The 11,267-nt window shown below is 67.6% G+C and carries 10 protein-coding genes and 2 pseudogenes; 7 read left to right on the top strand and 5 right to left on the bottom strand.

Features of this window, described 5'->3' with window-relative positions; translation table 11 throughout:
* Positions 1–95: 95 nt before the first annotated feature.
* Positions 96–3,011 (bottom strand): aminotransferase class III-fold pyridoxal phosphate-dependent enzyme, encoded by a 2,916-nt coding sequence (locus BLW84_RS30475; RefSeq protein ID WP_177226772.1) that lies wholly within the window; start codon positions 3,009–3,011, stop codon positions 96–98.
* Here BLW84_RS30475 and BLW84_RS50435 point away from each other — a divergent pair.
* The 3 genes and pseudogenes from BLW84_RS50435 to BLW84_RS30465 all read left to right on the top strand — a co-directional run.
* Positions 2,962–3,255: pseudogene (locus BLW84_RS50435) on the top strand (AsnC family transcriptional regulator); the annotation flags it as partial. The gene BLW84_RS30475 and the pseudogene BLW84_RS50435 sit on opposite strands and share 50 nt — an antisense overlap.
* A gap of 48 nt (positions 3,256–3,303) precedes the next feature.
* Positions 3,304–3,555, top strand: a complete 252-nt coding sequence (locus BLW84_RS49375) for an Lrp/AsnC ligand binding domain-containing protein (RefSeq protein ID WP_245761496.1) — start codon at positions 3,304–3,306, stop codon at positions 3,553–3,555.
* 44 nt (positions 3,556–3,599) lie between these two features.
* Complete coding sequence (locus BLW84_RS30465; protein WP_218157534.1) at positions 3,600–5,252, top strand: APC family permease; 1,653 nt, start codon at positions 3,600–3,602, stop codon at positions 5,250–5,252.
* 423 nt (positions 5,253–5,675) lie between these two features.
* Here BLW84_RS30465 and BLW84_RS30460 read toward each other — a convergent pair whose 3' ends face one another.
* The gene (locus BLW84_RS30460) at positions 5,676–6,776 is read right to left on the bottom strand and encodes a carbon-nitrogen hydrolase family protein (RefSeq protein ID WP_093272256.1); all 1,101 of its coding nucleotides are present in this window, start codon (positions 6,774–6,776) and stop codon (positions 5,676–5,678) included.
* Between the two features lie 66 nt (positions 6,777–6,842).
* Positions 6,843–7,169: a glycosyltransferase family 39 protein gene (locus BLW84_RS50430; protein ID WP_425441776.1), complete on the bottom strand. Its 327-nt coding sequence runs from the start codon at positions 7,167–7,169 to the stop codon at positions 6,843–6,845.
* Positions 7,170–7,180: 11 nt separating this feature from the next.
* On the opposite strand from BLW84_RS50430, the gene BLW84_RS47825 reads away from it, so the two are divergent.
* Both BLW84_RS47825 and BLW84_RS47820 read left to right on the top strand, forming a co-directional pair.
* A complete protein-coding gene (locus BLW84_RS47825; protein ID WP_177226767.1) occupies positions 7,181–7,555 on the top strand; it encodes a hypothetical protein in 375 nt (124 codons plus the stop codon).
* Positions 7,552–7,746, top strand: coding sequence for a hypothetical protein (locus tag BLW84_RS47820; protein WP_245761495.1), 195 nt, complete (start codon positions 7,552–7,554; stop codon positions 7,744–7,746). Before BLW84_RS47825 ends, BLW84_RS47820 begins: the two co-directional genes overlap by 4 nt.
* A 97-nt stretch (positions 7,747–7,843) precedes the next feature.
* Here BLW84_RS47820 and BLW84_RS30450 read toward each other — a convergent pair whose 3' ends face one another.
* Positions 7,844–9,703, bottom strand: coding sequence for an alkyl/aryl-sulfatase (locus BLW84_RS30450; protein WP_093272251.1), 1,860 nt, complete (start codon positions 9,701–9,703; stop codon positions 7,844–7,846).
* 242 nt (positions 9,704–9,945) lie between these two features.
* On the opposite strand from BLW84_RS30450, the gene BLW84_RS30445 reads away from it, so the two are divergent.
* Positions 9,946–10,578 carry a TetR/AcrR family transcriptional regulator gene (locus BLW84_RS30445; protein WP_093272249.1) on the top strand — a complete coding sequence of 211 codons (633 nt, stop codon included), beginning with the start codon at positions 9,946–9,948 and terminating at the stop codon, positions 10,576–10,578.
* Positions 10,579–10,890: 312 nt separating this feature from the next.
* Positions 10,891–11,127 (top strand): hypothetical protein, encoded by a 237-nt coding sequence (locus tag BLW84_RS49370; RefSeq protein WP_245761507.1) that lies wholly within the window; start codon positions 10,891–10,893, stop codon positions 11,125–11,127.
* On the opposite strand, the pseudogene BLW84_RS49365 reads toward BLW84_RS49370, so the two are convergent.
* Positions 11,058–11,267: pseudogene (locus BLW84_RS49365) on the bottom strand (formylglycine-generating enzyme family protein); the annotation flags it as partial. The gene BLW84_RS49370 and the pseudogene BLW84_RS49365 overlap by 70 nt on opposite strands.

Below are 11,267 nucleotides of genomic sequence, written 5' to 3'. Positions count from 1 at the left end.
AATGTCCGAATCGGATTCCTGGCGGGTCGGGAAGTGTCCAAGTTGGATTGCTGGGGAATTGCCGCGTCTTGATCAGCCCAAGTGGCACCGGGGTTTCACCCCTCCCGGAACGCGCGGTCGAGCACAGCCACCGCGCGATCTGCTTGGTCCACGGTCAACACCACAGGCGGTTTGATCTTCAGGACGTTGTCCGCGGGCCCGTCGGTGGACAGCAGCACGCCCTCCCGCTTGGCCTCCTCCACGACCCGCCGCGCCGCCGCGGCGTCCGGTTCCTTGCGCCGTCGATCGGAAACCAGCTCGACGCCGAGGAACAGCCCGCGCCCGCGCACGTCCCCGATTACCTCGTGGTGCGCCGCCAAGGCCGACAGCCTGTCCTTGAAGTGCGCGCCGACGGTCGCCGCGTTCGCCATTAACCGCTCGTCCTCCACCGCATCCAGCACCGCCAGGCCCACAGCGCAGGAAACGGGATTGCCCGCGAACGTGTTGAAGTACTCCATGCCGGTCACGAATCGCCGCGCCACCTGCGGTGTCGTCACGACCGCGCCGATCGGATGGCCGTTGCCGATCGGCTTGCCGAGCGTGACGACGTCCGGCACCACGCCGTGCGCTTCGAACGCCCACATGTGCGTGCCGACCCGGCCGAACCCGCACTGCACCTCGTCCGCGATGCACAGACCACCTGCCTCCCGAACGGCCGCGTAGGCGGCTTCGAGGTAACCGTCGGCGAGCTCCAACTGCCCGGCGCAACCAGGCATCGACTCGTGGATGAACGCGGCGGGCGGCAGCTCCGCGCACTGCGCCTCGACCTCCGCCGCGTACCGCGGGCCATCTCCGCCGAACTCGCCCCGGTACGGGTCGGGAACCGGGCAGATCCGCACCCGCTCCCCCGGCCCGGTGCCACCGGCGCGGTTGAACTTGTACGGGCTGATCTCGATCAACGAGCTCAGGTTGCCGTGGTAGGCCCAGTCCAGCACCAACGCGTGCTCCCGACTGGTGGCGGTGCGCGCCAGCCGCAGCGCCAGGTCGTTGGCCTCGCTGCCGGAGTTGGTGAGCAGCACCACGTTCAGCGGATCCGGGAACGTGGCCGCCAGCCGCCGGGCGAACTCGGTGATCCCGGTGTGCAGGTACCGGGTGTTGGTGTTGAGCACCGCCGCCTGCGCGGACAGCGCTTCGACCACCCGCGGGTGGCAGTGCCCCACGTGGCAAACGTTGTTGACCAGATCCAGGTAGCGCCGCCCGTCCGCATCGATCAGCTCGGCACCTTCACCGGCCACGATGTGCAGCGGCTCAGCGTAGCTCAGCGACAACGCGGTGGACAGGTTCGTCCGACGACGAGCCTCGATGTCCGCCGCGGAGCGGACTGGATCGACCGCGGTGGGCTCCGGCGCGCGCAGGATCAGGTTCGGGTTCGGCGAGATGCTCTCCCACACGTCGACCTCGTCCGGGCGCACCGCGCCGGGCAGATCGGTCGAGCGACCGAGCAGGGTCGTGAACAACTGCACGTGGATGTGCGGTGGCCAGCCGCCGTTCTCCGGCGCCCAACCAGTCCAGCCGATCCGCTCGCCCCGCCGGACGGCGTCCCCGGGCCGTAGCTCGGTCGTGCTCGCCTCGCTGAGATGCCCCACCAGCAGCCAGAACGGCGTACCGTCCCCGCAGCGGTGTTCGAGCAGCAGCACGCCGCCGTAGTCGCAGTCCGCCGGACGGTAGTCCACCGCGGTGACCACGCCGTCCAGCGGCGCGAACACCGGCTCGCCGTCGGCGGTGAACACATCGATCGCCATGTGCACGCTGCGCCGGCCGCGCTGCCCCGCGAACGCCTCGGAGCGGTACACGAGGCGGTCCTCCCGGTACCGGCCGAGCGCGATGTCGCTGCCGGTGGCCCGGACCTGCGCGTCGATGGCCGCTGCAACCCGATCCGCACCGTGCTGCATCTGCAATTCCGCTGGTCCCCGCGCCGTCCAGTCGATGCAGTGCACGTCAGCCGTGCTCAGATCCGTGCGCAGCATCGGCGCCGGATCGCAGGCGGCCGACCGCAACCAGGTCACGACGTTTCGCTCGGCCGCGACCGCGCGGTAGCCGCAGGCATCGCGGTATCGCGCGGCCAGCAGCGGTCGGGGCTCCGCGGCTAGGTCCGAGATCAGCGCGCGGATCGCGGGCTGGCTGATCGACAGGTACCGGTTGTCCGGGTCGGCGGCGCGCTGTTCGGCGGCGTTGGTGATGCTCATAGCGAGCCGGGCGTCGACCAGCTCGGGCAGCAACTGGAGTTCGGCCGCGGTCAGCGGCGATTCCTGGTGGTAGCCGGAAACCACCTGGCACGCTGCGGAAACCGGGTCCGACACCCCCAGCTGCGCGTATGCAACTGCGACCGCCAGCCCGCAGACACGCGGTGCGCGCACGACATCGCCCAAGTCGATGATCCCGGCGATCGACCCGTCGTCCGCGACGATCACGTTATTCTCGTTGGCATCGTTGTGGATCGCCTGCTGCGGGAGCTCCAGCAGATCCGGCAGGAGTTCGCCGAACCGCTGCAGCGCCGCGGCCACGAACGGCCGATCGGTCTCCTCGACCAGCGACAGCATCGCCAGGAGTTCCGTCGCCTGCAACGGGTTCCACCGGTAGGCCCGATCCAGCTCGGAGTGCTCGAAGCCCACCAGCGCCCGGTCCAGCCGCGCGACCGCCGCACCCAAGGCCGCGAACCGCGCCGGTTCCGGCGGACCGGCTTGGGACCACTCGCGGCCGTCCACCCAGTCGAGCAGGTGCGCGGTCCGGGATTTCCCGTCCACCACGGCGGTGCCGGACGCCGCCAGCGTCGTCGTGCCGGCATCGGAAAGCCATACCAGCAAAGCGTTCTGCAGCGCGAGATCGGATTCCCCGGTGTCCGCCGAGTAGACCTTCAGCAGGTAGCGCGGTCTGCCGCCTACGTCCAGCCGCGCGTTGGCGTGGCGCTCTCCCGGCAACGGCGTGACTTCCGCAGCCACCCCGAACAGGTCCACGGCAACCGCGGAAAGCATCTCGGCCGATGAGGTCCTCCGGCGAATCTCCATACGCCGGAAGCTAAGCCGCGTCCGAACCGATGTCGATGAAACGACCGCAACCTCCCCCGGAAATGCAAGAATCCTGGACGTGGACGACGTAGATCGAAGAATCTTGCGCGAACTCGGCCGAAATGCCCGAACCTCGCTGGAACGTCTTGCCGAGGTTTCCGGGCTCGCCGCATCCTCTGTCAAACGTCGCATGGCGCGGCTGGAAGCATCGGGTGTGATCCGCGGGTACACGGTTCAACTCGATCAGCGAAGGCTCGGATTGGGACTGCAAGCCCTGATCGGCGTCTTCGCCGCCGCCGGGACCACCCGCGAGGCGCTGACCGCACTGCTCACCGAGCAGGAGGAGATCGCGCGGGCGTGGACCACGGCGGGCAGTGCCGACGCCCTGGCGCTGATCCACGCACGGGACTCCGATCACCTCGAACAGATCATCCTGCGGCTGCAGCGGACGAAGGCGGTCGTGCACACCAGGACCCAGATCCTGCTCACCGAACTGGTCAGCCGGGGCTGACCCCGCGTCCCGCGCGTCCCACCGAACCTGCAGGGAGGCACGGCATGGCAGCACCTTCACCGACCACACCAGGCGGTCGCAGCACCACCGTCAGGATGGACACCGGGCTGCGCCGGGTCATCGGGCGCCGGAGCCTGCTGTTCACCGGCATCGGATCGATCATCGGCTCGGGTTGGCTGTTCGGCGCGCTAAGCGCGGCGCAAATCGCCGGTCCTGGTGCGATCTTCTCCTGGATCATCGGTGCGGTCATGGTGGCGCTGATCGGCCTCACCTTCGCCGAACTGTCCGTGATGTTCCCGGTGACCGGTGGGGTCATCCGGTTCCCGCAGTACGGATTCGGTTCCTTCGCGGGCTTCTTCGCCGGCTGGGTGATGTGGGTGGCCTGCGCGGCGTCCGCGCCGAGCGAGGTCCTCGCGGTGATCCAGTACGCCAAGCCTTACCTGCCGTGGCTGATGACCTCCGAGGACGGCGTGCTGGTCGCGACCCCGTCCGGGCTGCTCGTCGCGATCGCGCTGATGGCGGTGTTCAGCGTCATCAACGTGCTCGGGGTGAAGGCCTTCGTGCGGTTCAACGACCTGCTGGTCTGGTGGAAGCTGCTGGTCATCGTGGTGGTGATCGGCACGTTCTTCGCGCTGTCGTTCAACCCGGACAACCTGGTCGCGCACGGCGGGATGTTCCCCAACGGCGGCGCCGCGGTGTTCACCGCGCTGCCCGCGGGCGGCATCGTGTTCGCCTACCTCGGCTTCCGGCAGGGCGTCGAATTCGCCGGCGAGTCCGCGAACCCGCAGCGCAACGTGCCGTTCGCGGTGATCGGCTCCATCGTTGTCACCGGCCTGCTATACGTGCTGCTGCAGATCGCGTTCCTCACCGGACTGCCCGGCGAACTGCTCGGCGCCGGGTGGTCCGAGGTCACCTTCACCGACGTCGCAGGCCCGCTAGCCGGGTTGGCAACCCTGCTCGGCGCGACCTGGCTGGCGATCACCCTCTACGCGGACGCGATCGTCTCCCCCGGCGACACCGGGCTGATCTACACCGCGGTGACCACCCGAATCGCCTACGCCAACGCCCAGAACGGCAACGCACCGCTGGCGCTGACCAAGCTCAACCGGCGCGGTGTGCCGTGGTTGGCCGCGGTGTTCACCTTCGTCTTCGGCTGCGTGTTCTTCCTGCCCTTCCCCGGCTGGCAGAAGATCATCGGATTCATCACCTCGGCGACGGTGCTCACCTTCGCGTTCGGCCCTGTGGTCTACGGCGCGCTGCGGCGAACCCTGCCGGACCAGCCGCGACCGTTCCGGCTGCCCGGCGGCGACACCATCGCCTACCTGGCCTTCCTGTCGGCGAACCTGATCGTGTTCTGGACGGGGTGGCAGATCAACGAGAAGCTCTTCCTGGCGATCGCGCTCGGCTACATCTTCCTGATCGGCTACCGGCGGTTCGCCCGGCGCAAACTGCCCGCGCTGGACCTGCGCGCCGGGTCATGGTGCATGCTGTGGATCGCGGGCATGGCGATCATCAGCTACTTCGGCGAGTTCGGCGCCGACCCGGACGCCCTGCTGCCCGGCGGCAACGGTCCCATCGGCACGGTCTCCGGCACCGTGATCATGGCGGTGTTCAGCGCAGCCATCTACGGCTATGCGATGATCACCCGCCCCAGCTTCGAGAACACCGTCGCGAACATCGCAGGCGACGACTCCTGACGCAGTCGGCGCGTGCGCGACCGCCAGGAAACGCGCAGTCGCGCACGCTCAGTTTGGCGACCATCGAAGAAGTCGACCATGATCTCACCGAACCCCTCGACCAACTCCTCCGACACCGCCCGCTGCCACGCACGCGGGGTCCCCGGATCCTGAAACCCACTGGTCGACATCCGCCCGTAGAACGCAAACCGCACACCACCGTCCGGTCCTGCGGAGGATCGCGGCGAGCCACGATGACGTGCCGCCAATACGTTCACAAATCCGGACCCGGTCCACTCACCCGTCTCGGCCCCTTCCCATCTCGAAGCCGAGACCTCCCGCACGGATTGCGATGTGGGAGGAACTGGTGAGGTATGGCGTGGTGTTCGTTGGAGTGGCTCGCCCAGCGACCGCCGCGCGGGGACACCATCGCCAATAGGGCGCCTACGGATTCAACTCCCGCTCCGCAGAGGCATCCCACTCCTGCGGCGCCGGGCGCGCCGCACCCTGCGGCAGCGCCACGGGGACTCCCTGCATCGCCAACGAAGTGTTGTGCACGTAGGCACGCGCCCGATCCGGCTCGACCTCACGCTCGTCGTGCCAGAGCGGTTTGCGGTCGACCCCCAGCCGCAGGACCTCGGGCCGCGCGTAATGCCCCTTCCCGTCGACCCAGGCCTTCACAACCCCGACATCGGCGAAGTCGATCGTGGCGGTGACCAACTTTTCCTCCGAACCCGTATGCGGTCCGCCGAGGAAGGAGTTGAAGGGGTGAATGACCGCAGACCAGCCGCCCCCGGCTGTTACGAAGGTCTGCTCGCCGAGGTTGTCGCGCATCCAGGCGAGACAGGTCTCGTCGACCGGGTTGGCTGCACAGACGACGAATACCTGCGCGGTGAGCGCATGGGTCTTCATCATGGCCTCGATCTGCGCATCCGCGACGGTTTCGAACCCGGCCATCGTCGATAGGGCCGGCCACGCCGCGGCGTGGATCTGCTGATCCTGTTCCAGCAAGGCCTGACGGGCCAGATTCATCGTGTGCTCCCAGCAGGACAGGCCGCCGATACGGCCGGAGCGGGAGTCGAACACCGATAGCGTCGCGCCCCCGCCCTGAGCCCACACGATGCGTTCGGCATAGGTGGGCTGGAGCTTACGATGGACACCCAGCAGGCTCCCGTCCGCGTCGATGAAGACCTGCGAGTTGAAGCAGGTCCGGGTACCACGGAGCCGCTCGCTGATGCCCAGAACCACCTCGACACCGGCCCTCGCGCACGCCGCCCGAACGCGCTCGATCTCAGGCCCTGGAACCTCAACAGAGGCATCGGTGTACTGGACGTTGGCGGCGACCTGCTGCAGCGGCGGGTAACACTCGATCCAGTACGGGTATCCAGGGACAAAGGTCTCGGGGAAGACGAGCAACTCGACACCGTCTCGGCCCGCTTGTTCAACGAAACCGATCACCTTGTCGATGGTCGCTTCGGTGTTCATGAACACGGGCGCGGCGTGCACCGCCGCCACCGTGCGGGCGGTGCCCTCAGAGCGCGTCACGGAAACCTCCTCGGTATATGGGATGAACTGCGAGCAAGTTAATACGAACACGTATTATCGGAATACTCAATATCTGACCCGAACGCACTGTCCATTATGGACATATGTATAAGCTGGGCCAGCTGGCAGGCCACAAAGGTAGCCGAGCGCGATCACCGGAAGAACGAAATACGCCCCCTGCAGCATCTTCGTGTTGAACGCGAGACCGACTGCCACCGCCGCCCAGAGCATAGGTGAGTTTGTCAGAGCGCACGGCGTTGGGGCCCACAGCGCCAGGGACAGCAGCACCAGCGACGCATCTGGGTTGTTGCGCCGGTTCAAGGCCACGGAAAGCGATGTCAACACCAGTGCACGCGCGGCGGCGGTCGCCGCGAAGAACCCCGAAGCCGTGATGCACTACTCACATGGTCAGCACCGCCGCGATGGCCTGGGGCAACAGGATCCAGGCGTCGAATCCGAAGACCCAGGCCGACATTGCCTGTACCCACAGCGCCTGCGGCGGCGATGAACGATTTCTCGTCGAACGTGCCGAAGAAAACGGCTTAGGTCCGGGAGCTCCCATTGGGCTTCATCAGCGGGTGCGCGACGTCATCCTGTCAGCGAAAACCAGCATCACCGGCCTCGCCGGTGGCAAGCTGATTCCCGGCATCGAGGAACGCGCTGCGGTCGACATCGAACTGGTCCAGACACACGGGTGGGTGTGGCGCCGTTCCTCCCGGCAGGAGTCGACCTCGCCGCCCGGGCGGCCAGCGAGCTCGGTTTCAGCTACAGGACCATGATGACCATCGCCGGCCATGACTCGGTGAACATGAAGGACGTCGCGCCCGCGATCACGCTCTTCGTCTCCAGCGTTGCGGGAATCTCCCACGACGAGGGCGAATTCACGCGCGATCAGGACATTTGCGCCGGCACCGAGTTGCTCGCCGAGGTGGTCCACCGACTCATGTCCGGCGCCCTGGACGACCACTGACCTGGTGGCCGCAACCGGCCCAGGACGGGAGCGCTGAATCGTGGTGGGTTCTCGTCGGCTGCGGGAACCCACCACGATCGGCCGAGCAGACGCGTGCCTACGGCAGTGCGACGGGAAAGGAGCGGGCGGGCTTCTCCATCAGCCCCAAGAGCGTCCACAGTGCTTGCTCGTCGCCGTCGATGACGATCTCCCCCGTTTCGATCGCCTCCGGGAAGTTCGTCTGTCCGGACAGGACTCGGTTGAACGCGGCCCGATCCAGCCGCAGCGCGCTGTGCGGTTGCTCGCCACCAATGGGCTCGCCGCGCATCGGCGTGAGCACTCCGTTCGCCAGCAGCAGCGTCCAGGTCTCTGCTGGGGCGGTGAATTCCCAGCGCAGCAGCAGGCGTCGATCAGCGGCTGCGGGTCCGTCGAGGCGGACCGCCCAGGATTGGAAGAGCTGCTCGGTGGACAGCGCCGGGATCATCTCCGAGTTGGTGCCGCCGGCCGTGTTCCGCCGCTCTTCGAGGGGCTGCCGCAGCTCCCACGCTCCGGTGAGGTAGAAGTTGCGCCAAGTGCCGTTCTCCGCGCTATGCCCGAGCCGTTCGAAGGTCCCGGCTTGGAACTCGCGAGCCTCGGCGTGCTCCGGTTCGGCGAACAGCACGTGGTTCAGCACCTCGGCAACCCACCGCAGGTCACCGTCCTCGAAGGACTTCCGGGCCTTCTCGACCACCATGTCCGCGCCGCCCATGAAGTCGACGTAGCGTCGGGCGGCTTCGACCGGCGGGTGCCCCCACAGGTGGGCGGGGTTGCCGTCGAACCAACCCATGTAGCGCTGGTAGACGGCCTTGCTGTTGTGGCTGAGCGAGCCGTAGTAGCCGCGCGCGTGCCAGGCCTTGGCCAGCGACGGCGGGAACTCCTGCAACTCCTCGGCGATCTCCGCACCGGTCAGTCCGCGGTTCATCAGCCGCACGGTCTGGTCGTGGAGGTAGGCGTAGGCGTCGCGCTGCTCGGAGAGGAACCTGATCAGCTCGGCACGGCCCCAGGTCGGCCAGTGGTGCGAGCCCACCAGGACATCGGCCCGGTCGGCGAAGAGCTGGATGGTCTCGGTCAGGTATCCCGCCCACGCCCGAGCGTCGCGGACCTCCGCGCCGCGCAACGTGAGCACGTTGTGCAGAGTGTGGTTGGCGTTCTCGGCCACCAGCAGGACTCGCTGCTCGGGAAGCAGGAAGTTCATCTCGCTGGGGGCCTCGGTGCCCGGGGTGAGTTGGAAGACCATCGGGATGCCGTCGATCTCCCACTGCTGCCCGGTGCTGGTGACCAGCTCGGTCGGGGCGATCAGGCCGGCCCGGCCGGACGATGTGGCTTGGCCCAGCCCGAAACCGATCACGCCGTCCGGCCCCGCGGGCAACCAGCGTCCGTACATGTAGCGCGCGCGGGCCAACATCGCGGGCCCGGCGAAGACGTTCTCGCTGACCGCGTGCTCCATGAAACCCTCGGGGGCGATCACCGGGACGCGGTGGGCGGCCACGTCCGCCTTGTCCACCACTTCCCCGACGCCGCCGAAGTGGTCGGCGTGGCTGTGGGTGTAGATGACGCCGGTGACCGGCCGCTCGCCGCGGTGCCGGCGGTAGAGGGCCAGGCCGGCGGCGGCGCACTCCTCGCTGATCAGCGGATCGACGACGATGACCCCGGTTTCCCCTTCCACCAGCGTCATGTTGGAGACGTCGAACCCGCGGATCTGGTAGATGCCGGGCACGACCTCGAACAGGCCGTCAAGGGCGTTGAGCCGACCCTGCCGCCACAGGCTGGGATTGGCCGTGTCCGGGCAAATCTCCTTCAGGAAGGACCAGCGCTCGTTGTCCCAGACGACGCGCCCGGAAGCGTCGCGAATGATGCACGGGTCGAGGCGGCCGACCAGGCCGCGCGTGGCGTTCTGCAGATCGGTGGGGTCGTCCCAGTCCAACTCGGGCGAGGTCATGACGGGCGTTCCTCCTCCAGGGCAAGCGGTCGCATCGGACGGCGCGGGCTGGACAACTCACCTCTCCGCCGCCGGAACGGCGAGGTCGGGGAAGCCGGGTCACCGCACGGCGAAGGCTCGGATCGACCTCACTGGAACCTCCCTAACTCGCGTGTTCCAGAGGTTAATGCGTTCGTTTTAAACCCACAAGGCACTTGGCACAATGGAGCGGAACCCGACGACAGGCCCCTTATGGAGCGAACATGGCGAGTCCGGCCAAGCCGGCGCACGACACGCGTGACCGGCTGATCCTCGCCGCCGAGCGGCTATTCGCGGAGCGCGGCATCGGCGAGGTGTCGCTGCGGGAGGTCGGCGTCGCAGCGGGCCAGCGGAACACGTCCGCCGCGCAGTACCACTTCGGGAACAAGGCCTCGCTGATCGAAGCGATCTTCGACTACCGGATGCGCACGATCAACGATCAGCGCTTGCGCCACCTCGCCGAGATGCAGGTCGAGGGACGCAACAGCGAGTTGCGTTCGTTGCTGGAAGCGTTCGTCTTCCCGCTCGCGGCCGGCACCGCGGAACCCGACTGCCACTACGCCCGGTTCCTCGCGCAGTTCTCGGCCGACCCGCGCTACCGCACGTCCTGGGGCTGGGAAACGGCGACGAGCCTGCGACTGGTCTGGGTCGGCATCCGCCGCTGCCTGGCCCACCTGCCGGATTCGACGATGCAAGCGCGCCTGCGCATGCTCGAACACCTTGTCCTGCACACGATCGCCGACCACGAACGAGCCAAGGACCACAACGCCTCCGACACGCCCGAGTGGGTAACCGGACTCGTCGATGCCGCAGAGGGGCTGCTCACCGCCCCAACCACCCAACACCAGCGGTCTTGATCGGCAGCCACCCCAGTCCACCGGCGTGCGGCCGGCCCACGCCGCCGATTTCGGTTGCGCGTCAGCGGATCAGCGGGTCAAGCCTTCAGTTTCTCTATCGGAGGCATGCGCGAATCTATTGGCAAGCTTGCGGACTTCGGCCTTACCGTCGATCCCGTCGTCGCTGACGAACTGCGTGCAGATCGTCAGTTCACCAAGCCCCTCACCTCCCTGAGGCGGCCGTTTCGGGAAAGTTGATCCGCAACCGGGTACTGGGCCGAGGAATTCGCGGCCCCCTAACAGGCGTTTGCCGCCGCCGGACACGAGATCGTCGTGGCCACCCCCGATGGTGTCGTGCCCACCGTCGACCAGGCCAGTCTGGCCCCCGAGGTAAACGGCGGCCAGGAGGGCGCGGACCGCATCGCGGCCGTGCTGGAATCGGCCGCCGAACTGCGCCGCCCGATCAAGCTACACCGTTGGGCAGCCAACCCACCCGGATGTCAGACGTCGGCGACGGTGCGGAAGCCGAGGTTGCCGCTGGAGCTATCTGGTGTGTTGGCGACGCGGTAGCGATTGCAGTACGAATCGTGGCACAGGTACGAGCCACCGCGCATGGCGCGGTTGGCGCGCGCCTCGTCAAACCAGTCCGCACACCACTCTCACACGTTGCCGGACACGTTGTACAGCCCGAAACCGTTGGGCTGGAACGA

It is taken from the genome of Saccharopolyspora shandongensis (assembly GCF_900106995.1).
GTDB classification, from domain to species: domain Bacteria; phylum Actinomycetota; class Actinomycetes; order Mycobacteriales; family Pseudonocardiaceae; genus Saccharopolyspora; species Saccharopolyspora shandongensis.
Note: the sequence above shows the minus strand (reverse complement) of the source record. Positions and strands in the feature narration are given on the sequence as shown.

Coding starts and splice junctions, on each gene's coding strand:
- BLW84_RS30475 (WP_177226772.1), bottom strand. CDS start 3,011: ATGCTTTCCGCGGTTGCCGTGGACCTGTTCGGGGTGGCTGCGGAAGTC.
- BLW84_RS30465 (WP_218157534.1), top strand. CDS start 3,600: ATGGCAGCACCTTCACCGACCACACCAGGCGGTCGCAGCACCACCGTC.
- BLW84_RS47825 (WP_177226767.1), top strand. CDS start 7,181: ATGGTCAGCACCGCCGCGATGGCCTGGGGCAACAGGATCCAGGCGTCG.
- BLW84_RS47820 (WP_245761495.1), top strand. CDS start 7,552: ATGATGACCATCGCCGGCCATGACTCGGTGAACATGAAGGACGTCGCG.
- BLW84_RS30450 (WP_093272251.1), bottom strand. CDS start 9,703: ATGACCTCGCCCGAGTTGGACTGGGACGACCCCACCGATCTGCAGAAC.
- BLW84_RS30445 (WP_093272249.1), top strand. CDS start 9,946: ATGGCGAGTCCGGCCAAGCCGGCGCACGACACGCGTGACCGGCTGATC.